The organism is Streptomyces vietnamensis, assembly GCF_000830005.1.
Classification (GTDB): Bacteria; Actinomycetota; Actinomycetes; order Streptomycetales; family Streptomycetaceae; genus Streptomyces; species Streptomyces vietnamensis.
This window is the reverse complement of record NZ_CP010407.1, coordinates 219,132-241,342: the sequence shown is the minus strand read 5'-3', so window position 1 is coordinate 241,342 and position 22,211 is coordinate 219,132. Positions and strand designations below refer to the sequence as shown.

Below are 22,211 nucleotides of genomic sequence, written 5' to 3'. Positions count from 1 at the left end.
TCCCGTACCCGCCCTCACGGTGGTCGACGAAGAGCAGAGCACCGGTGAGCGCCTGGGCGAACGGGACCCAGCGCGCGTGCGCGGTGCCGCGTGGTCGCCTGGGCGTGCTTCTCCAGCCAGCGGGTGATCCTGGACCAGGCCGGGAAGACCTCGTCGGCATCGGACACGGGGGACTCCGATCAGTTCGGGGTGGAGGCGGCCACGGACGCGCAGGACTCCCGGGAGCCGTGGGCCGTGACCCGGGGCCGGGCCGGGCCGGCCTTGGGGAGGTCGATGATGAAGCAGCGGGAGGTCACGGCGTCGGCCGGGCCGAACACGGGCACGGTCCGTTCGTAACCGCGGGTGAACTCGACGAAGAGCCGGGTGCCGTGCTCCGTGGGGCGCGCCTCCACGAACGTCCCGAAGGGCGGGCCGCCGGTGGTGAATCCTTCGAGGGCGTCCCGTACGTCCTGGTCGGAGGGCGTGAGGCCCTTCTCGGCGACGAGGGCGTCGGCGAACCGCGCCGCGTCCTGCCGGGTGGCCTCGAAGGCGTCCTGCTCCCGGGCCTCCTGGCGGTGGTCGGCGATGGCGAAGTAGGCGGCGAGCGCCAGGGCGGGGGTGAGCAGAACCGCACCGAGGACCTTGGCCCAGGGTGCGGTTCCGCCTCTGCGTTCGGTTTTCACTAGGTCCCGAGGTTACTTGGGAAGGTTGTCCACCGCACGGCGGAAGGTCTGCGAACAGGCCGTCGTGCCAGTGGTGTTGGGGTGCTGGCTCGCACGGCTGACGCACCAGGTTCGCTCTTCCTGAACTGCTGTTGACGACCGCCCACACGAGCCGCCGGAGGAAGCCACCGCTCACCGCATCTACCCCGGGTGTAAACCCGTGGGCTGATGCCCGTGCAGTTGATCGAACCGTGGGCTGATGCCTCATGGGAGGGGCGCGTGACAGCGTTCCTCTGTGCCCACGGACTGGCCGTCGCGGCACGGTTGACGATCAGTCACTACGGGAGGGCTCATGATCACCACGCCGTTCATCAGCCGGAAGGGCATGACGCGCCGCGGCATGCTGGGAGCCGCGCTGGCCGCCGGGGCGGCCGTGCCGCTTGCCGCCGTCGCCGGCCCCGCGTGGGCGAAGGAAGCGGGGACGCCCGCTCCGGCGCGGCTCACGCTGCCCGTGCCGACCGGGCCGTACCCGGTGGGCACCGTACAGCTGCGTCTCGTCGACCGGTCGCGTCCGGACGGCATCGCGGGCCCGGGGTGCTTCCGGGAGCTGATGGCCACCGTGTGGTACCCCGCCCGGGACGTCCAGCGGTACCCGGTGGCGCCCTGGATGCCGCCCGGCGCACTCCAGGCGTTCCTCGACGACGTGGGGTTCAGCGCCCTCGCCCCGCTGGCGCCGCTCACCGCCGGCCACGCGGGCGCTCCGGTACTACGGCCGGGCCGACGACTGTCCGTCGTCGTGTACTCGCACGGCGCGCGCAGCCACCAGGGCGACCACACCATCATGGTCCAAGAGCTCGCCAGCCACGGATACGCGGTGGTGACGGTGGCCCACCAGTACGACACGTACACCGAGTTCCCGGACGGCCGGGTTGCCGTCCCGCTCTACGACAGGCAGGCGCCGACGCTGCCCGGGGACTTCGCCGCCGATCTGCGCTTCGTTCTCGACGGCGTCGAGCAGCTCGCTGCCGGGCACAATCCCGACGCCGACCGGCGGCACCTGCCGGCCGGGCTGCTCGGTTCCCTCGACCCGCGGCGCATGGGCGCGTTCGGCTGGTCGAAGGGCGGGACGGCCACCGCCTGCGCCACGCTCGCGGACGAGCGCATCCGGGCCGGGCTGAGCCTCGACGGCCCGATGCAGATGAACCCGCCACTGACCGGCGACCTGGACCGGCCGTTCATGATGATGTCCGCCGCGTTCACCCGGGCCACGGATCCCGAGGCGGCCGCGTTCTGGTCGCACCTGCGGGGCTGGCGGCTGGACATCCAGGCCCAGGGCGCCGTCCACATCTCGTACGGCGACAACGAGGCGCTGTTCCCACAGGTGGCGAAGCTGTTCGGATGGAGCGGTCAGCAGCTCCAGGAAGTGATCGGCACCCTCGATCCCGACCAGGCGGTGAAGATCCAGCAGGCGTACCCGCTCGCGTTCTTCGACGAGCACCTGCGTCACCGCCGGTCCCACCTGCTCGACGGCCCGTCCCCGGCCTTCCCGGCGGTGACGTTCCTCCCCTGAGCACCCGGGACGGGTCTGGGCGAGCGGTTGGTGCCGGACGAGTCGTGGGTGCTGTTCAGGAGGGTGGTGCCAATGACGGGACCGAATCCGACCGACCGCGGCAAGTCGGGATCGAAGATCCACCTGCATCTGCGACAGGAACTGACGAACGCTTTACTCCTTGCCGTCTGCAGGGCGTCAGCCGGACCTGGTGTCCCGGCCGTGCGTAGTCGGGTCGTCGGGGTGTCCACTCCGGTTGCGCAGGGGGTGCAAGGGGCCGGGGAAGCTGACGCCTTCGGACGCGGACGGGGCGTAGGCCGCCGCACCGGGATCGTGGTCGGTCTCGGGGGCGCTGGTGACGAGGTCCGTGTCGTAGGCCGGCCAGTCTCCGGTGAGTGGGCCATGGGGCGGGGGCTGGGGCACGGCCTGGGGGCCCGGTGCCGTCGTGGTGCCGAAGGGTGACCGGACGGGCGCGGGGGTGTACGGAGAGGTCGCGCCCAGGGGAGCGGTGCCGCCGAGCGCGGTGACCTGCTCGGCGGGAATCGCGTCGAGGTCGGCTTCGGTGCCTCGGCCGAGATGGTTGAGCAGGTAGTTCAGCAGGATGGCGACCAGGCAGCCGGCGGTGATGCCCGAGCCCAGCACGGTGGCGGCGGGGGCGGGCAGGCGCTCGTAGAAGTCGGGGGTGGCCACGGGGAAGAGCCCGAAGGCGAGGGTGACGGAGACGATCAGGCCGTTGTGGCCGGTGCCGAGGGCCGCCTTGGCCAGGGTGCGGATGCCGGCCACGGCCACCGATCCGAAGAAGACGACGCCGGCGCCGCCGAGGACGGGCAGCGGGACGAGGGCGACGAGGGAGCCGAGGACCGGGACGAGGCCCATCAGCACCAGGAGGGCTCCGCAGAGGGTGACCACGTAGCGGCTGCGGATCCGGCTGAGGGCGACCAGGCCCACGTTCTGCGCGTATGAGGTGCTGATGAACGAGCCGAGGACGCCGCCGAGGACGGTGGTCAGGCCCAGCGCGCGGAGGCTTCCGGTGAGGGTGCGGTCCTGGGTGGGGCGGCCGGTCACCGCGCCGAGGGCGAGCAGCGAGGCGGTGGACTCCATCATCGACACGAGCATGACCACCACCGTGGTGGCGATCACGGTGGGCACCAGGTGCGGGATGCCGAAGGCGAAGGGTTCGGGCAGGGCGAACAGGGACGCCTGTGTGAGGGAGCCGGGGTCGACCTTGCCGAAGGGGAGGGCGATCAGGGTGCCCGCGACCATGCCGAGCAGGATCGCGATGCGGCCGAGGAAGCGGCCGGAGAGCGCCCGGTGGAGGGCGAGGGTGATGACGAGGGTGGCGCCGGCGAGGGCGAGATTGGAGGAGGAGCCGAAGTCGGGGGCCCCGGAGTCGCCGCCGCGGGCCCAGACGCTGGCCACGGGCAGCAGCGAGATGCCGACGAGGGTGATGACGCCGCCGCTGACCACGGGCGGGAAGAACCTGACGAGCCGGCGGAAGGCCGGGGCGAGGAGCAGACAGACGATCCCGGCGATCAGGGTGGCGCCGAAGATCTCGGCCAGGCCGTCGGTGCCCTTCGAGGCGGTACCGGCCAGCGCCGGGGAGACCACGGTGAAGGAGACGCCGTTGGTCATGGGCAATCGGGCGCCGACACCGAAGAGGTCGAGGGTCTGGGCGATGGTGCCCAGACCGGCCACCACGAGGGCGGCCGCGAGCAGGGCGGAGAGTTCCGCGGCGGTCAGGCCGAGGGCGCTGCCGATGATCAGGGGCGGGGCGGTGAGACCGGCGTACATGCTGGCCACGTGTTGGAGCGCGGCGGGTATCAGGCGGCGGGCGGGCAGGATCTCATCGACCGGGTGCGGGGCCGTGGCCGCGGTTCTTGCAGAGGCGCGGGGAGACAAAGCGGTTCCTTGCGACACCACCTGCCGGAAGGCGGTTTCCGGCAGGCGCGCTGGGTCAGGGGCGGACTGGACGAGGAACGGCTCATCCCGGGAGAGAAGCAGGTGGCGGCGGGCTGGAAGGGATGGAGAACAGCCCTCGCCACCTGGATCCGTATCGTGGAAAGTAACTTCCACTACGGACGCAACCGGACTCTAAGGAGCCGTACCGCCGGCCGTCAACAACCCTTCATTGCTACGCAAGTTGGGTTTGAACTTTGGATGATCCGCCAGGAAGGGAACCGCGCCGGAGTCTTCCCGAGGTCGCGGGCGCGGATGAAGGGGCAGGTGGTCGAAGGTCTCGCCCCATGGAGGATCCTATGAATGGCTGTCTGTCAGGCTGTGGGTTCAACCTGTTGAACCATGCCCGCAACGCCACGGGCACCTTCCCGGACGCTTGGCGAAATCCTGACGGCTCCCTACGGTGTGCCGCTATGTCTTCCGCAGACGACGACCCTTCTCCTCTCCCGCCCTTCCATCCCGCCCGTGCCGCGGCCGTTCGAAGACGCCTGGGGCTGACGCTCGGCCAGGTCGCCTGGGCCATCGCCGCCTACCGCGGCGAACCGCTGCATCCCGACGCCCTCGCGGCCTGGGAAGCGGGCACCGTCGTACCGGACGCCGCCCACATCCAGGCACTCGCCGCCGCGCTCTGGTGCTCGCCCGTCGATCTCGTCGGGGAGGCGGCGACCCTCGCCCAGTGCCGCGCCGTCGCCGGGCTCTCGACCGGTCAGGTCGCGGCCGCGCTCGGCATGACGCACGCCCGCTGGGAGGAGGCCGAGCGCCGCAACCGATGGCGGGGCACGGCCGACCAGACCCGCGCCCTCCTGCACACCCTGCGCCCACCGCCGGCCTGTTTCGTGGCCGCCTGCGGCAGGACCGGCCAACTGCGGGTCCTGTTGCGCGAAGCCGTGAGCGGCTGGTGGCCCAACTACGTCTCCCCGGTCAGCCGGATCGTTCCCCTCCCGCACGAGGTGATCGGCCACGCCCTGGAGCAACTCCACCTGATCTACCAGCAGTTCGAAGGCGCCGTCGGCGGCTCGCCCCGAGCGGCGGCCGCGGCCGAAGCACAGGCGGCCGACTTCCTGGACCGCATCGACCTGTACCTGTGGCAACAGGTGCGCGCCGCGACCCAGGCGGCTCCCGGACCGGGTTCTGCCGCCTCTTGACACTCGAAGCTCGGCCATGAGCAACTAGGGAAACTCCACGCTACGGAGAGCAAGTTCCAAATCGTGGATGAATGTGAAGCGATCGTCCGAAGCTTCGGGAAAGAGCCACGGGAAAGTACGGGACACGATTCCGCCCCCGCAGCCGCAGAACTTCGTATCGCCCCCACAGCCGCAGAACCCCGCACCGGCCCCGCAGCCACAGAACCACCCACCGGCCCCGCAGCCGCACGCACTGCCACCGGCCGCCTCCGATACAGCCCCTCCTGTGTCACCCCTCAGCAATCCCATTCCGGAGCAGGTCCTTCGCGGGCCTGCTCGATCTGCCCGCGACTCGCCAGCCGCTGCTGCCAGGAGGCACGCCACCATGTCGGAAACCGCCCCCGCGAAGGACCCGGTCGAGCCCTCGCCCGATCCGACCACCGCCACCACCGAACCGGCCACCACCACCGAACCGGCCACCACCACCAATTCGACCATCGCCACCGAACCGACCACCGCTACCGAACCGACCACCGCCACCGATCCGACCGCTCCCCACCCGGTCGACCAGACGCTCCCGCCGCTCAGACTCCTCAGCGCCGGTCTGCAGCACGTCGCCGCCATGTACGCCGGCGTCGTCGCGCCCCCGCTCGTCGTCGGCATCGGCGTGGGCCTGTCCACCACGGAGATCGCGTTCCTGATGAGCGCGAGCCTGTTCACCTCGGGCATCGCCACCCTGCTCCAGACCCTCGGGTTCTGGAAGGTCGGCGCGCGCCTGCCCTTCGTCAACGGCGTCTCCTTCGCCGGCGTCGCCCCCATGCTCGCGATCGCGAAGGCCGAGGGACCCGAGGACGCCCTGCCCGTCATCTACGGCGCCGTGATCGTCGCCGGAGTCTTCGGGTTCCTCCTCGCCCCCTTCTTCTGCAAGCTCATCCGCTTCTTCCCGCCGGTCGTCACCGGCACCGTCATCACCCTCATCGGGGTGTCCCTGCTGCCCGTCGCCTTCAACTGGTCCCAGGGCGGCAACCGGCAGGCCGCCGATTACGGCAGCCTCAAGTACATCGGCCTGGCCACCGCCACCCTCCTGATCACCGTGGCCCTGCGGCGCCTGCTGACCGGCTTCCTCAAGCAGATCTCCATCCTGCTCGGCCTCGTCGCCGGCACCCTCGTCTCCCTCCCGCTCGGCGTCGCGGACTTCAGCGGCGTCACCGAAGCCGACATCGTCGGCATCCCCACCCCCTTCCACTTCGGCGCTCCCCAGTTCGCGGCCGCCGCGATCATCTCCATGTGCATCGTGATGCTCGTCTCGATGACCGAGTCCACCGCCGACGTCCTGGCCCTCGGCGAGATCGTCGAGCGGCCCGCCGACGAGAAGACCCTCGCCGCCGCGCTGCGCGCCGACGGCCTGGGCACCGCCATCAGCCCCTTCTTCAACGGCTTCGCCGCCAGCGCCTTCGCGCAGAACGTCGGCCTGGTCGCCATCACCAAGGTGCGCAGCCGCTACGTCGTCGCCGCGGCCGGCGGCATCCTCGTCCTGCTCGGCCTGTGCCCGGTTCTGGCCTCCGTCGTCGCCCTCATCCCGCAGCCCGTCCTGGGCGGGGTCGGCATCGCCCTCTTCGGCACCGTCGCCGCCAGCGGCATCCAGACCCTCGCCGGAGCGGCCCTCGAACGCGGTGACAACGTCCTCGTCGTCGCCATCTCGCTCGGCGCCGGCATCATCCCCATCGCCGCCCCGGACTTCTACCACGCCTTCCCCGAGGGAGCCCGCATCGTCCTGGACTCCGGCATCAGCACCGGCTGCGTCGTCGCCGTCCTGCTCAACCTCGCCTTCAACCACCTCGGCCGAAGACCGGCCGAGACCCCCGAAGCGGCTCCGGCCCTTCACCACTGACAGCCTCGGCCGGTCTTCTCCCACCAGAGGTGGAGGGAGGAGACCGGCTTCGCGCAGGCCGGTACGGGGCTCGGTGGTACGGGTATACGTGTCTGCCGGGCCGCGCGGAACGGCCGGCCGGAACTCGAACTCACCGAACGGGTGTGCTGATGATCGACGTGATCGTGGTCGGCGGGGGACCGACCGGCATGATGCTGGCCGGCGAGTTGCGACTGCACGGCGTGCACACGGTCGTACTGGAGCAGGAGACGGAGCCCACCAAGGTGATCCGCGCGCGTGGCCTGCACGCGCGCAGCATCGAGGTGTTGGACCAGCGCGGTCTGCTCGACCGGTTCCTCGCACTCGGCACGCGGTACCCGCTCGGTGGTTCCTTCGCCGGCATCCGGAAGCCGCGGCCGGACCGGCTGGACACCGCCCACTCCTACATCCTCGGCATCCCGCAGCCCCTCACCGACCGTCTGCTGACCGAGCACGCGATCGAGGCCGGTGCCGAGATCCGGCGCGGCCGCGCGCTGACCGGGCTGAGCCAGGACGAGGACGGGGTGACCGCCGAGCTCGCGGACGGTACGCGGCTCCGCGCGCGCTACCTCGTCGGCTGCGACGGCGGCCGCAGCACGGTCCGGAAACTGATCGGCGTCGGCTTCCCCGGCGAACCGGCCAGGCGTGAATGGCTCCTCGGAGAGGCGGAGGTGGCCGTCGCGCCGGAGACGATGACCGCCGCCGCGGCCGAACTCGGCTCGCCGGACCTGCGGTTCGGCCCCGCACCCGACACGGCCGGGGTCTACGGCTTCGTCGTACGCACGGAGGAAGTCGCCGAGGACCGCACGGTCCCGCCGACCTTCGAGGAGTTCAAGGAGCGGATCCGGGTGCTCGCCGGTACCGACTTCGGCGTGCATTCGCCGCGCTGGCTGTCCCGGTTCGGTGACGCCACCCGGCAGGCCGAGCGCTACCGGGCCGGCCGGGTGTTCCTGGCCGGCGACTCGGCGCACATCCATCCACCGCACGGAGGGCAGGGCCTCAACCTCGGCATCCAGGACGCGTTCAACCTCGGCTGGAAGCTGGCCGCCGAGATCGCCGGCTGGGCGCCCGAAGGGCTCCTCGACAGCTACCACACCGAGCGGCACCCCGTGGCCGCCGCCGTCCTCGACACCACCCGGGCACAGGTCGAGCTGCAGTCCGACGAACCGGGCCCCCGGGCGGTACGCCGACTGATGTCGGAACTGATGGACTTCGAGGACGTGAACCGGTACCTGATCGAGAGGATCACCGCGATCGGAGTCCGCTACGACTTCGGCGAGGGCCATCCCCTGCTCGGCCGACGGCTGCGCGACATCGGGCTCAAGCGGGGACGCCTGTACGAGCTGACGCACGGCGGCCGCGGACTGCTGCTCGACCAGACCGGTCGGCTCTCGGCGGAGGGCTGGGCGGACCGTGTCGACCACGTCGTCGACGTGAGCGAGGAACTCGACGCGCCCGCCGTCCTGCTGCGGCCCGACGGCCACGTGGCGTGGGTCGGTGACGACCAGCGGGACCTGCTCGACCGGCTGCCCCGCTGGTTCGGCCCCGCCGTCGGCTGAGGGCGCAGTCGGGCGCGCGACGATGTTCCTGCCGCTATGCCGGCCTGCCCGCGTCCACGGCGGGCGCGGGCGCGGAGGCGGCCGGTTCGCTCGAGCGGCGCTTGACGACGACAAGGACGATCAGCACGACCTGGAGCAGGATCGGCAGCACGATCCCGGCGTACGCCTCGGCTTTGTCGCCGACCAGGTCCGACGTGAGCCCGAGGTCCCCCAGACCGTGGACGAGCATCGGCAGCAGCAGCGTGCCGCCGACCCGCAAGTACAGGTAGAAGAAATAGCCGGAGGTCGACACGATCACGGCCTGGAAGAGGTCCTGGACTCCCTCCCCGAACGCGTTGCTGACGTGGACGAGGCCGAAGACCAGCGAGGAGTACAGGGCGACCTCGCCCTCGCCGAAACCGGCCCGCTTGAAGACCTGCACGCCGATCCCGCGGAACATCAGCTCCTCGCCGCCCCCGACGCACAGGGTCATTGCCACCAGGGCCAGGACGAGTGACGCCTTCTGCCCGGCCAGGTCCGGGTAGTCCGTCAGGAACGCCGGAGGAGGCGGCCTTCCTGTCCTCGCTCACCAGTCCCGGCCGGCGGTCAGCTCCTCCGCATCCGCGTCCGTGAACCCGTATGCCGACGCGACGAAGCAGAACTCGTCACAGATCCATTCACGTGCAACCGTCTCGATCCCGCTCCCGGCCGCTACGAACTCCCTGTCCAGCAGGTTGAACTCAGCCGTCGCAGCCCGGGTGAGTGCATACAGGTTCTCCGTATCCGACGGCTGCTCGGCCTCGACGCGCCCGCACAGCCGCAACAGGATCGCCTTCCCCTGATCGACCACATGATCAACTGACAATGACGCCCCCATCGATGCCGGACCCCACGCGACCAGGACTTTCACCACACGCTGGCATCCCCGAGGCCGCCGCCTTCGCCGAACTCCACTTCATCGGCATCGATCCCCGCATCGGCAGCGGCGGCATGAGGCCCGGCATCGGCTACGGCGGCGGCTGCCTGCCCAAGGACGTCCGCGCCTTCACCGCCTCCCCCCGGCAGCTCGGCACCGACCGGGCCGCAGCCCTCCTGCGCGCCGCCGAGGCGATCAACGAGAGCCGCACCGACACGGCCCTGGGCCTCATCACCCGGGCCCTTGTCGGCCGCCCGGCCACCGCCCTGCTGGTCGACTGCTGTACCACCCTGGACCCCGAGCCCTGGCGCGCGGCGGGCTGGACCGTCCACCAGCTCGGACGCCCCGGCAAGTAGAACCCGGCCTCACCGCTCCTCGGGGCCGGTGACTCGTTCACCCTCGACACCGGACGTTCAGGGCTGGGGCGAGGCCGGCTGCTTCCCGGGCCTGAGGGGATGGTCCCGGCGTTCGGTCAACCGGTGGGGGCCGTCCGCGGACGATGATGTGTCCATGCAGGTCATGGTGCGGTCGGGGCTGTACGGGACGTGTGGTGCCGTGCGCGGGTGACGACGAGTGAGACGTTCTGTCCGCCGAAGCCGAAGGAGTTGCTGAGCACGGCCTCCTGGGGGGCGTCCCGTCGCTCTGCGACGACGTCGAGATCGATGTCGGGACCGACGCCGGCCGTGGTGAGGTTGCGGGTCGGCGGGATGACGCCGTGTTCCACGCTGAGGACGGCGATGAGCGCCTCGATCGCACCGGCCGCGCCGAAGAGATGACCGAGTGCCGCCTTGGGGGCTGTCACGGTGGCGCGGCCGAACACCTCCCTGATCGCGTGTGCCTCGGCGGTGTCGCCGACCGGAGTGCCGGTGGCGTGGGCGTTGACGTGGCTGATCCGCTCGGGAGCCAGACCGGCTTGCGCGAGGGCCTTGCGCATGGCGGAGACCTGACCGGAGCCGTCGGGAGCGGGTGCCGTGATGTGGTGGGCGTCAGCGGCGATGCCGGCGCCCGCGAGCACCGCGTGGACGTGCGCGCCTCGGGCGCGGGCGTGCTCGGCGCTTTCGAGCACCACGACGGCGGCGCCTTCGCTGAGGACGAATCCGCTGCGGTCCGCGGCGAACGGCCGGGACGCCGAGGCGGGTTCGGCGGCGTGCCGGGACAGTGCTTGTGCCTGGACGAACCCGGCGACGGTGATCGGGGTGATCGCGGCCTCGGTCCCGCCCGCGATGACCACGTCCGCCTCGCCGGCGCGGATGAGCCTGGCCCCCAGGGCGATCGCTTCGGCGCCGGAGGAGCACGCCGAGACGGGCGTGTAGACGCCGGCCCGTGCACCGTATTCGATGCTGATCAGCGCCGCCGCCGCGTTGGGCATGAGCATCGGGACCGTGCGTGGCGAGACGCGCCGGGTCCCGGCGGTCTCCAGTACGTCGTCTTCTTTCAGCAGCGTCCGTACGCCCCCGATGCCCGTGCCTATCGCCGATGCGAGCCGGTCCGGGGCCACGTCCGGGGCCCCCGCATCGGTCCAGGCCTCGGCCGCCGCGGCGAGGGCCGCCTGTTGCGAGCGGTCGAGCCGTCTGGCCTGCACCGGCGTCAGCAGCTCGGCGGGGTCGACCGCCATCGTCCCCGCGACGGTGCCGGGAAGACCGGCGTCCTCGTGGCCGCGCAGGACGCCGCCGCGGATGCCCGACTCGCCGGCGAGCAAGGCCTCCCACGTGGACGCCACGTCTCCACCGAGTGGCGTGATCGCGCCGAGTCCGGTCACGACGACTTCAGTCCGGTGCATACCCTTCCGCCTTTCTTGTATGCGATACAAGTGAACGGCCTTGTTGTATCACATACAATTCCGTCGTGGAGAAGAAGCGAACCGAAGCGCGGTCGACGTCGACCCGGTCGCGTGACCGTGGTCGCGCGACGAGGCGTCGACTGATCGAGACCACTGCCCGGCTCTGCAAGGAGCGACCTGGTGCCGAGCTGAGCGTCGCGGAGATCGCGAACGCGGCAGACGTCTTCCCCAATCAGGTCACCTACTACTTCGGCTCCAAGGACTCCCTGCTCGTACACGCCGCATTTCTCGGCTTGCTGCACGACGCCCGACGGATCGAGCGCATCGGTCGCCAAGCCCCCGACGCGGCGACCTTCCGGCGCAACATCGCCCGCGCCGTACTGGCCATGCCCTCGCTCCCGTCCGTCGCGCGAGCACTCGCCGCCGCGATCTCCAGGCCCGAACTCGCCCCCGTGGTCGACCGGCACCTCCAGTTGCTGTTCCGGCAGTCCGAGCGCTTCGTGAACCAGCTCGTCGACGGTCGTGGCTGGAGGACCCGTCGACCACTCGACGTGGAGGCGAGGACGTTCTGGAGCACCGCGCTCGGCGCAGTGCTGCTCGTCCGCGCCGGGGCACACGGCACGGTCGCCGACCTCGACCTCGCCGGAGCACTGACCATCCACGACGAACCCGAGGACGCCCAGAAGTCATGACGGTGGTTGTAGTGGATGTTCCGGACCGGAAGGGCTTCAGCGCGCTGGGCTTCTGAGGTTCAGACGCGGGCGTGGGCGCGTCGGCGGGTGACCGTCCGGCGGGAGACCGGCACGCCGTCAGCGGCGAGCTCGAACGCGATCCGGGCCGCGGACCACTTGCGCTCCCGCCGCAGCGCCCCGATCGCCGCCACGACCTCGCAAGGTGTCGCTGTCGGTCGGCGGGCGGTGCGGTGCGGTACGGGCGGCATGCGGACCGCCCTGCCCGGCGCTGGGCACCGCGCGTCAATGACCGTACGAGCAGTCAACGACCGTACGAGCAGTGGTGTTCATCGCGGCTGCTGTTCGGTGATCACCGCCCAGTCGTCCGCTGCGCGGCCGTCGGCGATCGCCTGGTCGAACACGCCCCTGAGCAGTTCGCCGAACGGCAGGGGGACCGCGTGGCCGGCTGCTGCGTCGAGGGCGAGGTGGAGGTCCTTGCGTCCGAGTGCCGTGGTGAACCCGGCCGGCTGATAGCTGCGCTGCGCGATCATCGACCCGTATCCGGAGTAGACGGGTCCGGGGAAGAGTGTCGAGGCCAGCAGTTCGACGAACTGGCCCGGGTCGGCGCCGGCCGCGTCGGCGACGCTGACCGCCTCCCCGAGCGACTGGATCGCGCAGGCGATCAGGTAGTTGCCCAGGATCTTGGCGGTGTTGGCCTGTTCGGGCAGCTCGCCCAGGCGCCAGGTGCGGGATCCGATCACGTCGAAGAACGGTTGGGCCCGGTCGATGAGTTCGGGCTTTCCTGCGGCGAGGACGTTCAGTGCCCCGGCCTCCGCGACGCTGACCCGGCCGAACACCGGGGCGGCGACATAGCCGATCCCGTGCGCAGCGTGCTCCTCTGCGGCACGGCGGGCCAGTTCGACGCTCACCGTGGCCACGTTGACGTGGACCGCCCCGTGCCGGGCCTCGCCGAGGACCCCGGAGTCGAGAAAGACCTCTGCGACGGACGCGTCGTCGGACAGGACCGAGAACACCACCGGGCACTGGAGCGCCTCCGCGACGGACGCGACGCGGAGGGCACCGGCCTCCGCGAGCTCTTCCGCAGGCCCCGCAGAGCGGTTCCACACAACGGTCTCGTGGCCTGCCCGCACCAGATTGCGTGCGATCGCCCGCCCCATCCCGCCCAGACCGATGACTGCAACCTCGCCCATCACACGACCACCTCCACCTGTGAACCGTCTAAGACGGTTCTATTGTGGCGCGGGTCGATGCCCGTGTCGAACCGGCTAAGATGGTTCAAGCAGTGGTCCATGGTGGCGTGGAAGGTGGTGACTGTGGAGGCCCGTCAACTGTTCCGGCTGGACAACGAGGTACTGGCGTTCCGCTTCACCGCCACGATGAGCGACCGGGCCGGCGAGGCGCCCCAGGAGCGGCTCTCCAGCCACGGCCGGCTGAAGCTCTGGCTGCACGCCGCGGGACTTGCAGTCCCCGACGTCTCACCCGCCGAACTCCAGGACGCGATCGGCCTGAGGGAAGCGATCTACCGTGCCGGGCTGGCCGTCGCTACCACCCAGCGACCCGATCCGGGCGACGCGGCGATCCTGAACAGGGCCGCAGCTGCCGGACAGTCCAGGCCGGCGCTCGACGAGAACGGGCTCGCAGTCTGGAACCTCAGCAAGCAAGCACCGGTACCGGACGCGCTCGGCGTGCTTGCCGCCGACGCCATCCACGTACTCGGAGGCCCCGACCGCGACCGCATCAAGGCATGCGAAGGCCCCGGCTGCGCCGGTCTGTTCCTCGACACCAGCCGCGGCGGGAACCGCCGCTGGTGCTCGATGAACACCTGCGGCAACAGGGTCAAGAAGGCCCGACTCGCCAACAAGTGACCGGCGACGCCCGTCTTCCACGGGCCGAACCGTTCGGGCAGGTCACGCCACTGGACTCCGGTTCGCACCCGGTGCAGAATCCCGTCGATCACCTGCCGGTGATCCCGCCACCGTCCACAACGCCCGTTGCCGACCGGCAGGAAAGGCTGCAGCCGCTCCCACTCGGCATCCCTCAAATCCCCCGCCCCATGTCCATGTGAACGATCAGGATCAAGGGTCAGTCGCATGCTCCGCCGAGCCAGTCCTAGTCTCCTGAGAACCCGAAGATCCCCAGGTGAGTCGGCCTGTCGCCGGAGTAGAGGACGACGTAGTAACCGGTCCACCGCATCTGACACTCGCCGAGCAGGCTTTGCTCGTGCTCCTCATGGCTCGCAGCCTCATTGGCAGCAGCGATGAGTTCCTCGTACTGCTCGACCGACGGGCGGTCTGTGCCGAAGTGGTGCCTCACACGGTTGAGCGCCAGGGGGCGCAGGGTGCCGCAGTCAGCGATACCGGAGCGCGTCGGCGGGGCATCCGTGGCAACAACCCTGTCGATGTCGAGGATCGTATGGGTGCCCTCGGTCCCCATGAACTCCTCGTCCTCGTAGAGGTCCTCCAGGCTTCGGTATCGGGCATCGTCGCCGTACTCCTCCTGGAACACCCTGGCCTGCAATGTCGCGAAGGCCGCCTCGACATCGCCGTCGTACCCGGTGACGTAGTCCCATCCGCTGGCGCCCATCGCGCCACCCCTCCCTGGAGATCGTGAACGGGCGAACGATAGCGACGGGGACTGACAACGCCGCGGTCTGGCGGCGGGTTCTGCTCGACGTCCCGGATCGAGGTGTCCAGGCGGTCGACCGCATCACGGAGATCGCCCGGACGGGTCCTAGGAGGAGCTGACAGAAACCCGTGATCATCGCCCCGGAGCCTCACCTGATCAGGGGCCCGGCGTCGCCGCCGCACTTCATTCGGCCTGCCACCGTCATGCCTCAGGGCGCCGAGCCCAGAACAGGACATGGCCACTGTCGCCGCCCTCGGGCACGAACTCCTCGTGGACCACGTCAAAGCCGGCTTGCGCGAGCCATGCGCGGTTCGTAGCGGCATCGGCTGTCGACGCCCGTCACGCGGTGACCCGCCGCGACCAGTGACCGCACTACGGGAACCCCGGTGCCGCACCCGATGTCCAGGACAGTGCCAGCCCTTGCGTCAGCTCGTCCCAAGCCAGATGTCCGCCAACACGCCTCGCCAGGCGCCCGTGTCGTGGGTCGCTCCACCCGCCCAGTGCGCCGCGAACATCGGCGGCCGGGCGGATGAGCTCTTCAGCCGGTGCGTCGGTTCGCGGAGAGCAGCCACGTCCAGCGTCGGCGCTCGGTGGCGACGGTCGCGGTGGCCAGTACGGTCACGGGCACGGCTGCCCAGGCGGGCCAGGCGTACCAGGAGGCGATCACGGCGGCGGTCAGCTGGAGCAGTACCAGCATGATCGTGACCCATCCCGGCACCGCGACGATCACGTTGGCCTTGTCCCCCGGGGTGGAGAAGAGGGTCGGAAGACCGATCAGGACCACCACGGACAGGGCGGCAAGCAGCCATGAGTGGTCGGCCAGGGCCCAGGGGGTGGCTACCCAGGCGACGAGTTCCGTGGCGAACCGCAGGGCGGAGGCGGTGCGGTCGTCGGGTCGTTCTGAGGCCGTTGCCCCGCCGGCGGTGTCTGTCACGTGTGGACGATGTCATGTCGGGTGACCAGATGAAAGGGGCAGGAGCGGATCGCCCCCCCCGCTATGCGGGGCGGAGAACGGGATCGATCTTTGCCAGGCTGTCGTGCAGCCGACGGGCCCCCGGGCAACACGATCGTCGGCATCGCCCGACATCTCCTCGCAGAGCCGTAGCGCCTCGTCCAGGTCGTACGAGAAAATGCTGAAGACATCGACGATTGCGGTGTGGATCCAATCGGCGTGGTTATCGTGGGCGACTGCCAGTGCGGACGCGACTATCGCCAGTCCGGCCTTGTCCTTTCGCCGAAGCAGGCCCTCCGCGGTCCGTCTGGTGACGAAGGTGTCGCCAGGATCGAGTACGAGCCCCAGCAGTGGCTCTACGGCCTCCTGCATCTCGGCGAACCCTGCCAGGCTGTGACCGGCATCCGCCCGGTCACGCCAGTCATCGCTTCGCCCGAGTTCGCCAAGCGTCACGACGACCGCACGCCGCAGGTCACTGTCCACGGATTCGCCCGCCCCTCCCACGATTCCGCTCAAAATATCACCGAGGCGCCATACCGGATGATCGACCGGACAGGTCCTGGTTGATGTCGAAAGTCGGCGTCCGGTGGACCTGCTGCCCGACCGCGAGGCGTCCAGCCTGGCTGCTCGGCTCGCGAAACGGACCGGGGGAGGGGGGAGGTGGTCTGCCGTGAGTGTGCACCGTTCTTCGCCGAAGGTGCCGCGGCCGGGGTGCGTCTGCTTCCCGCTTCCGCGGGGATGATCCCGTGCTCTGGCTCGCCCGTCTCGACCGGGTTTCTCGCCGGTGCGAGCACGGGCTCGGTCTACGAGACAGCAGGGTCGGGCTGCGAGCGAACCGCCGGAGCGCCCGTGTCCACCACGTGGAACCAATACCCCTCGTTCGCACTCTGCTTAAGCGACAGCAGAGCATCGTGAACGGAGGCCGCCATGAACCGGCGCGCACTGCTTGCAGCGGGTACCGGCTACGCGGCGGCCGTCGCCGGGGTGGTGGGCTGTGGTAGCGGTCAGGTGAGGGCCGCGCCCGGCGGCGGTTCCGCCCCTGCTGCCGGCGGGCAGCAGCGGCCCCTGGGCTCCGCATCCGCCGCAGTCGGCAACCACGCGGTCGCGCCCCGCGCCGCTGACTGGTCCGCGCTCGGCAGGGGCCTCCAGGGCGGTCTGATACGTCCGGGCGATGCCGACTACGCCATCGCCCGTCAGCTGTACAACACCCGCTTCGACGGTCTGCGTCCCGCCGCCGTCGCCTACGTGGGCGGCACCGCGGACATCGCCGAGTGCCTGGCCTTCGCACGCCGCCACGGTACCCCCGTCGCCATCCGCAACGGCGGGCACTCCTATGCCGGTTGGTCCAGCGGCAACGGACGCCTGGTCATCGACGTCTCTGCGCTGAAGTCCATCCGCAGTGGCTCCGGCAGTGCCGTCATCGGGGCCGGCGCCAAGCTCATCGACGTCTACACCCAGCTCGGCGCACGAAGCGTCACCGTCCCCGGCGGCTCCTGTCCCACGGTCGGCATCTCCGGCCTGACGCTCGGGGGCGGCCACGGTGTGGTCTCGCGCGCCTACGGCCTCACCTCCGACAGCCTCACCGGCGCCCGCATCGTCACCGCCGACGGCAGGACCCTCGAGGTGTCCAAGGAGCGGGAGCCCGACCTGTTCTGGGCACTGCGCGGCGCGGGAAACGGAAACTTCGGCGTCGTCACCGAACTCCGGTTCCGCACCCACAAGGCCGCCGACGGCGTCACCGCGTACATGACCTGGCCCTGGTCCAAGGCCGCTGCCGCGCTCCGCTCCTGGCAGGAGTGGGGCCCCGCCCAGCCCGACGAGATCTGGTCGGCGCTGCACCTGTCCGCCGTCGCCGGCCGGACTCCCACCGTCTCCATCAGCTGCTTCTCGCTCGGCACGTACGGCGCTCTGCAGAACGCCGTCGACCGGCTGGCGGACCGCGCCGGCGGCCCCGGCGCCGCCTCCCACATCACCATGCGGCGCCGCGGCTACCTCGACACCATGCGGATGTACGCGGGCTGCGCGACGCATTCCACCACCCAGTGTCATCTGCCCGGCACGACCCCGGGGCGGCAGCCCGTCGGCGTGCTCCAGCGGGAGACGTACGCGGCGCGCTCGGACTTCTTCAACCGCTCGCTGAGCACCGCCGGCATCCGGTCGCTGCTCGACCAGGTCGAGCGCCACGGGCGCAGCAGCGGCGGCGGCGCCGTATCCGTCGCGCTCACCGCCTTGGGCGGGGCCGTCAACCGTGTCTCTCCGCTGGCGACCGCCTTCGTACACCGCAACTCGCGCTTCCTGGCGCAGTACACCGCGTCCTGGCCCGCCGGTCATTCCGCCGGGGCGGCGACGGCCTGGCTGGACGGCACGCACACCGCGATGCGCCGGTACGCCTCGGGTGCGGCGTACCAGAACTACACGGACGCGAGTCTGAGCGACTGGCGCTCCGCGTACTACGGCTCGGCCGCTCACCGACTGGCTGAGCTGAAGAGGCGTTACGACCCGGGCAGGGTCTTCGACTTCCCGCAGGCTCTGTGAGCCGACGCGGGGTGTCGTCAAGCGGGGTGTCGTCACGCGGCGGCGACCCGGACTACCGGTGCCGGATGCGCGGTGTGTGCTGCCCGCGCACGCGGGGCCTGCGGTTTTCCCGGAGAAAGTACGGGCGTGGGGGCGGGGTCGCCGAGGCGGCGAGGGCCTCCTCGGAGGAGAATCGCTCCCCGCTCGTGCGGGGATGACCCCACCGCCCTCGTCCAGGAGGCACGGGTGCTCAACCTGTCGGCCGCGGAGGCCCGCGCGTGGGCGATGTCCGGCACCCACGCGAGAAACACCGCCGGCCCGGACCTGCAGAAGCCGGCCGCCCCGGCCGATGACCTTCTCGCCGACGCATGGAACACCATGGAGCACCAGCGCCCAGCCGCTCCCGCCCTCGCTCACCGCCGAACCGGCCCCGGCCAGGGACTTCCGCGCCGATGCCTGGGGCCTCGCACCGGCGGCGAAGTGCTGCTCTTCGCGCAGGGCGGCTGCCTGTCGTGGGAGGTCTGCTCCTGGAGCGACGACATCGGGGTGACTCCGGTCACCGCTCAACGCTCGCTGCGCACTTGAAACCGGGGCCCTTCATCGAGGGGCGGCTCCGTTTCCGGCCCGGGCGGTCGGCTCGCAACTCGCGCGGGATTCCGAAGAAGCCGGATGCACGGAGAATCCCGGGCCGGCAGTTCCCATCCGGCCTGGCAACCCGGCGGCTCGGCGCAAGATCCACGGGCGAGCTCGGTCCGACGGGGCAGACGGCTGGGTTCGACCCCGTTCGCCCCCGCGAGAGCGCACTGCTTCAGGCCGTCCCCGGACGCGTCGGGGGCGGGCTCACTGTTGCACCGGCCCGGCCGCGAGGGCGTCCAACTGCTCCTTCGACGACGAGAGCCGGCCGGCTCGCAGGTCTTCGACCACCGTGCGCACCCACTCCAGCTCCGCGGCCGTCACCGCCCGCAGGTACTCGGTCTCCAGGCGGGTGATGCGCGGCAGCCCCTGCTCCGCCTCTGCGGCCATGGCCGTTTCCAGTCCGTCGAGCTGCGCCGCGAGGGCGTCGGCCCGCCGCTGCAGCACGTCCCCCATCTCTTCGGGCGTGAGCAGCAGCAGATTCGAGAGAGCGGCCGGGAACTCCGGGAACTCCTGCTTGGGCGCGGAGAGCATCTCCTCCAGCCAGGCGCGGGCGGTCTCACGCCCCGCGTCGGTGACTTCGTACACGGTCCGCTCGGGGTACTGCTGATCGCGCCCGGTCTCGCGGACCGCGATCAGCCCGTCGCCGTGGAGTCTCTCGATCGTGCGGTAGAGGCTCGCACGCTGCCTGACGTTGACGACCTGCTCCTTGCCCCAGTCCTTGACCAGTCGCTGGATGCCGTACGGGTGCAGCGGCTTGTAGTGCAGCAGAGCCAGGACGGTCAGGGCGAGGGGGGAGCTGCGGGGCGCGGATGCGGTCATGGACCCGATTTTATCCCCGGCATGACTAGTTGACTCGATACTAGTTTCAGTGAAACTATCGAGTCGTCGACACGACGCAGCCCCGAGAGGAACCACCGAGATGTCCCTCACCGAGCGCATCCACTCCGACCACGACCTCATCAAGCACCTCGGCAACTGGACCAAGGCCGGCCACTTCGAGATCAAGGCCCGTCATGGCGCCGCAGTCCTCGACCTCCGCTCTCCCGACCTTCCCGACGACGTCGAGATCCACCTCGACATGGACCGGGCCATGGTCAAGCTGCTCGTCGACGACGCCACCGCCATCGACCACCGGAACCTGAGGTGGACCGCCCGCGGCAAGGTCAAGGACTCCCGGTCCTCGTCCACCCACCACACGACGGCCGGCCGCCGTGTCCGTCTGTCCGGCTCTGCGACGAACAGCGAGATCCGCATCCACCGCGGTGGCATCGCGATCCTGTCGGCGATGTTCTCCCGCGCGTACCTCCAGGACGTGCGCCGCGCACACGAAAGCGGCGGCGTACCGACGATCGACGACCCGAAGGGGTGCCAGTCATGACCCGCATCGGCAAAACCCGCACCGCGCTCGTCATCGGCGGCGGTATCGCAGGCCCGGTCGCCGCGATGGCCCTCCGTCAGGCAGGCATCGAGGCCGCCGTTTACGAGGCGTACGACTCCACCGCCGATGGGGCCGGAGGCGGCATGACCATCGCTCCGAACGGCCAGAACGCCCTCGACGCGATCGGTGCGGGCGGCCTCGTCCGCGCCATCGGCACCCCGGTCACCGCCATGGAACTACGGAGCTGGACGGGCAAACCCCTCGCACGGTTCGCCCCGCCCTCCCGCCTCCCGTCCCTGCAGTTCGTCTGGCGCGCCGATCTCTACCGGGCGATCTACGACGAGGCGGAGCGCCGCTCCGTCCCCATCCACCACGGCAAGCGGCTGACCGGCGCGACGGAAACCGGCTCCGGCATCACCGCGCACTTCGCGGACGGTACGGAGGCGAGCGCCGATGTCCTCATCGGCGCCGACGGCATCCGCTCCACGGTCCGCTCCCTGATCGACCCGGCCGCAGCACAGCCGAACTACGCCGGCCTGGTCTGCTTCGGGGCGCGGCTGCACCAGTCAGGGCTGCCCTCCACCGACGGCGTCATGTACATGTGCTTCGGCAAGCGCGCGTTCTTCGGCTACCAGGTCTTCGAAGACTCCTCGGCGATGTGGTTCGTGAACCTGCCCCACCGCGCCCCGATGACGGTCTCCGAGGCCCAGGCGATCGGCGCGAACGAGTGGATGCGCATCCTGCGGAACGCCTTCGCCGACGACCGCACCCCTGCCCTCGAGATGATCAGCCGCACCAAGGCCGACGAGCTCCTCATCACCGGCCCGATGGAGAACATGCCGGGGGTCGCGAACTGGACCCACGGCCGCATGACCCTGATCGGCGACGCGGCCCACGCCGCCTCGTCCAGCTCCGGACAGGGTGCCTCCATCGCCGCCGAAAGCGCCGTCGAACTGGCACGCTGCCTGCGGGACCTGCCCTACGACCAGGCTTTCGCAGCGTACGAACAACTGCGCCGCCCCCGCGTCGAACGCATCATCAAGCTCGGCGCCCGCACGAACAGCAACAAGACCGCGGGCCCGGTCGGCCGCGTACTGCGCGACCTCGTGATGCCGGCCGCCACGAAGCTGATCAACCCGGAGAAGACGGCCTGGCAGTTCGACCACCACATCGACTGGGAGGCGACGGCAGCCCCGCGCGCATGAACTCAAGCCCGCCCCTGATCTCGCGGAGCAGAGGCGTGAGTCGATGCCCGAGGGAGCCCCGGAGGGCGTCACCCATGTCAACAAGGGTTGACACACCCATCTTGTCAACCTATGTTGACAAGATGGGTAATCAAGCGCTGCTCGCCTGCGGGATGGCCGCCGGCCCCGTGTTCACCCTCGCGTATCTGCTGGAAGGCGCCACCCGTGTGGACTACAAACCGTTCCGCCACCCGGTCAGCTCGCTCTCCCTCGGCCGCGGCGGCTGGACGCAGACCGTCAACTTCCTCGTCGCGGGCCTGCTGTCGCTGGCCTTCGTCGTGGGCCTGTGGCATGCCGGGCCTTCCCGCTGGGGTGCACTGCTGATCGCCACATGGGCGGTGGGCCTGCTGGGCGCAGGCGCCTTCCGGACGGATCCGGTAAGTGGCTACCCTCCCGGCACCCCTGATCAGCTCCAGCGCCACACCCGCACAGGAGCGCTGCATGACCTGTTCTCACTCATCGGATTCCTCGCCCTCGCAGTGGCCTGTTTCGTATTCGCCCTGTCCGGCCCGGCCGGGTGGGCCGTCTACTCGATCGCCAGCGGTGTGCTCTTCGCGACCACGATGGCCCTGTCCAGTGTCGCGTTCAGCCAGCATCAACGCTGGGTGGACCTCGGCGGACTGATCCAGCGCGTCTCCATCTCCATCGCCTGGACCTGGCAGACACTGCTCGCCGTGCACGTCTTGCACGCCTGACGATTGCCCTGGAGTACCTGGTCACGGGTGAGCTGATCTCGAGGTGGCTGGTGTGATCACGT

General features: G+C 70.4%; 23 protein-coding genes and 1 pseudogene. 12 read left to right on the top strand and 12 right to left on the bottom strand.

Annotated elements, in window-relative coordinates:
* Nucleotides 1–179 precede the first annotated feature (179 nt).
* Nucleotides 180–662 carry a hypothetical protein gene (locus tag SVTN_RS01175; RefSeq protein ID WP_041127411.1) on the bottom strand — a complete coding sequence of 161 codons (483 nt, stop codon included), beginning with the start codon at nucleotides 660–662 and terminating at the stop codon, nucleotides 180–182.
* A 331-nt stretch (nucleotides 663–993) separates the two neighbouring features.
* Here SVTN_RS01175 and SVTN_RS01170 point away from each other — a divergent pair, with 331 nt between their 5' ends.
* A complete protein-coding gene (locus tag SVTN_RS01170; RefSeq protein WP_041127410.1) occupies nucleotides 994–2,211 on the top strand; it encodes an alpha/beta hydrolase family protein in 1,218 nt (405 codons plus the stop codon).
* A 177-nt stretch (nucleotides 2,212–2,388) separates the two neighbouring features.
* On the opposite strand, the gene SVTN_RS01165 is transcribed toward SVTN_RS01170, so the two are convergent.
* Nucleotides 2,389–4,107, bottom strand: a complete 1,719-nt coding sequence (locus tag SVTN_RS01165; protein ID WP_281192290.1) for a solute carrier family 23 protein — start codon at nucleotides 4,105–4,107, stop codon at nucleotides 2,389–2,391.
* Between the two features lie 452 nt (nucleotides 4,108–4,559).
* Here SVTN_RS01165 and SVTN_RS01160 point away from each other — a divergent pair, with 452 nt between their 5' ends.
* The 3 genes from SVTN_RS01160 (at nucleotide 4,560) to rox (ending at nucleotide 8,738) form a co-directional block, all read left to right on the top strand.
* Nucleotides 4,560–5,291, top strand: a complete 732-nt coding sequence (locus SVTN_RS01160) for a helix-turn-helix domain-containing protein (RefSeq protein ID WP_052498836.1) — start codon at nucleotides 4,560–4,562, stop codon at nucleotides 5,289–5,291.
* A 364-nt stretch (nucleotides 5,292–5,655) separates the two neighbouring features.
* Nucleotides 5,656–7,161 carry a nucleobase:cation symporter-2 family protein gene (locus SVTN_RS01155; RefSeq protein WP_078908125.1) on the top strand — a complete coding sequence of 502 codons (1,506 nt, stop codon included), beginning with the start codon at nucleotides 5,656–5,658 and terminating at the stop codon, nucleotides 7,159–7,161.
* 149 nt (nucleotides 7,162–7,310) lie between these two features.
* Entirely contained in the window at nucleotides 7,311–8,738 is a 1,428-nt protein-coding gene (rox, locus tag SVTN_RS01150; RefSeq protein WP_041127409.1) for a rifampin monooxygenase, read from the top strand.
* A gap of 34 nt (nucleotides 8,739–8,772) precedes the next feature.
* On the opposite strand, the gene SVTN_RS01145 is transcribed toward rox, so the two are convergent.
* Entirely contained in the window at nucleotides 8,773–9,225 is a 453-nt protein-coding gene (locus tag SVTN_RS01145) for a CPBP family intramembrane glutamic endopeptidase (RefSeq protein WP_281192705.1), read from the bottom strand.
* 78 nt (nucleotides 9,226–9,303) lie between these two features.
* On the bottom strand, nucleotides 9,304–9,594 hold the full coding sequence (locus SVTN_RS01140; RefSeq protein ID WP_041127408.1) for a DUF5713 family protein: 291 nt from the start codon (nucleotides 9,592–9,594) through the stop codon (nucleotides 9,304–9,306).
* A 2-nt stretch (nucleotides 9,595–9,596) separates the two neighbouring features.
* On the opposite strand from SVTN_RS01140, the gene SVTN_RS01135 reads away from it, so the two are divergent.
* Nucleotides 9,597–9,989: a hypothetical protein gene (locus SVTN_RS01135; protein ID WP_041127407.1), complete on the top strand. Its 393-nt coding sequence runs from the start codon at nucleotides 9,597–9,599 to the stop codon at nucleotides 9,987–9,989.
* Between the two features lie 161 nt (nucleotides 9,990–10,150).
* On the opposite strand, the gene SVTN_RS01130 is transcribed toward SVTN_RS01135, so the two are convergent.
* The gene (locus SVTN_RS01130) at nucleotides 10,151–11,413 is read right to left on the bottom strand and encodes a beta-ketoacyl-[acyl-carrier-protein] synthase family protein (protein WP_041127406.1); all 1,263 of its coding nucleotides are present in this window, start codon (nucleotides 11,411–11,413) and stop codon (nucleotides 10,151–10,153) included.
* A 65-nt stretch (nucleotides 11,414–11,478) separates the two neighbouring features.
* Between SVTN_RS01130 and SVTN_RS01125 the strand changes: the two genes are divergently transcribed.
* The gene (locus SVTN_RS01125) at nucleotides 11,479–12,105 is read left to right on the top strand and encodes a TetR/AcrR family transcriptional regulator C-terminal domain-containing protein (RefSeq protein WP_041127405.1); all 627 of its coding nucleotides are present in this window, start codon (nucleotides 11,479–11,481) and stop codon (nucleotides 12,103–12,105) included.
* A gap of 59 nt (nucleotides 12,106–12,164) precedes the next feature.
* Here SVTN_RS01125 and SVTN_RS45250 read toward each other — a convergent pair whose 3' ends face one another.
* The gene (locus tag SVTN_RS45250; RefSeq protein WP_425429069.1) at nucleotides 12,165–12,296 is read right to left on the bottom strand and encodes a hypothetical protein; all 132 of its coding nucleotides are present in this window, start codon (nucleotides 12,294–12,296) and stop codon (nucleotides 12,165–12,167) included.
* A gap of 135 nt (nucleotides 12,297–12,431) precedes the next feature.
* The gene (locus tag SVTN_RS01120; protein ID WP_041127404.1) at nucleotides 12,432–13,295 is read right to left on the bottom strand and encodes an NAD(P)-dependent oxidoreductase; all 864 of its coding nucleotides are present in this window, start codon (nucleotides 13,293–13,295) and stop codon (nucleotides 12,432–12,434) included.
* Between the two features lie 57 nt (nucleotides 13,296–13,352).
* Here SVTN_RS01120 and SVTN_RS01115 point away from each other — a divergent pair, with 57 nt between their 5' ends.
* Nucleotides 13,353–13,970 (top strand): CGNR zinc finger domain-containing protein, encoded by a 618-nt coding sequence (locus SVTN_RS01115; RefSeq protein ID WP_218922673.1) that lies wholly within the window; start codon nucleotides 13,353–13,355, stop codon nucleotides 13,968–13,970.
* 11 nt (nucleotides 13,971–13,981) lie between these two features.
* On the opposite strand, the pseudogene SVTN_RS45080 reads toward SVTN_RS01115, so the two are convergent.
* The 4 genes and pseudogenes from SVTN_RS45080 to SVTN_RS01100 form a co-directional block, all read right to left on the bottom strand.
* Nucleotides 13,982–14,197: pseudogene (locus tag SVTN_RS45080) on the bottom strand (transposase); the annotation flags it as partial.
* A 17-nt stretch (nucleotides 14,198–14,214) separates the two neighbouring features.
* Entirely contained in the window at nucleotides 14,215–14,688 is a 474-nt protein-coding gene (locus tag SVTN_RS01110) for a hypothetical protein (RefSeq protein WP_041127402.1), read from the bottom strand.
* Nucleotides 14,689–15,268: 580 nt separating this feature from the next.
* Nucleotides 15,269–15,664, bottom strand: coding sequence for a hypothetical protein (locus SVTN_RS01105; protein WP_041127401.1), 396 nt, complete (start codon nucleotides 15,662–15,664; stop codon nucleotides 15,269–15,271).
* 12 nt (nucleotides 15,665–15,676) lie between these two features.
* Nucleotides 15,677–16,165, bottom strand: coding sequence for a hypothetical protein (locus SVTN_RS01100; RefSeq protein WP_041127400.1), 489 nt, complete (start codon nucleotides 16,163–16,165; stop codon nucleotides 15,677–15,679).
* A 444-nt stretch (nucleotides 16,166–16,609) separates the two neighbouring features.
* Between SVTN_RS01100 and SVTN_RS01095 the strand changes: the two genes are divergently transcribed.
* Nucleotides 16,610–18,217 (top strand): FAD-binding oxidoreductase, encoded by a 1,608-nt coding sequence (locus tag SVTN_RS01095; RefSeq protein WP_041127399.1) that lies wholly within the window; start codon nucleotides 16,610–16,612, stop codon nucleotides 18,215–18,217.
* 225 nt (nucleotides 18,218–18,442) lie between these two features.
* A complete protein-coding gene (locus SVTN_RS01090) occupies nucleotides 18,443–18,781 on the top strand; it encodes a hypothetical protein (protein ID WP_041127398.1) in 339 nt (112 codons plus the stop codon).
* A 255-nt stretch (nucleotides 18,782–19,036) separates the two neighbouring features.
* Here the strand turns inward: SVTN_RS01090 and SVTN_RS01085 are convergent, their stop codons facing one another.
* Nucleotides 19,037–19,651 carry a PadR family transcriptional regulator gene (locus tag SVTN_RS01085; protein WP_041127397.1) on the bottom strand — a complete coding sequence of 205 codons (615 nt, stop codon included), beginning with the start codon at nucleotides 19,649–19,651 and terminating at the stop codon, nucleotides 19,037–19,039.
* 100 nt (nucleotides 19,652–19,751) lie between these two features.
* Here SVTN_RS01085 and SVTN_RS01080 point away from each other — a divergent pair, with 100 nt between their 5' ends.
* The 3 genes from SVTN_RS01080 to SVTN_RS01070 all read left to right on the top strand — a co-directional run bounded on the left by SVTN_RS01080 (nucleotide 19,752) and on the right by SVTN_RS01070 (nucleotide 22,149).
* Nucleotides 19,752–20,210, top strand: a complete 459-nt coding sequence (locus SVTN_RS01080) for a hypothetical protein (protein ID WP_041127396.1) — start codon at nucleotides 19,752–19,754, stop codon at nucleotides 20,208–20,210.
* Nucleotides 20,207–21,415: an FAD-dependent oxidoreductase gene (locus SVTN_RS01075; RefSeq protein WP_041127395.1), complete on the top strand. Its 1,209-nt coding sequence runs from the start codon at nucleotides 20,207–20,209 to the stop codon at nucleotides 21,413–21,415. The genes SVTN_RS01080 and SVTN_RS01075 overlap by 4 nt, the downstream gene beginning before the upstream one ends.
* A gap of 122 nt (nucleotides 21,416–21,537) precedes the next feature.
* On the top strand, nucleotides 21,538–22,149 hold the full coding sequence (locus SVTN_RS01070; protein ID WP_041127394.1) for a DUF998 domain-containing protein: 612 nt from the start codon (nucleotides 21,538–21,540) through the stop codon (nucleotides 22,147–22,149).
* The last annotated feature ends 62 nt before the right edge of the window (nucleotides 22,150–22,211 follow it).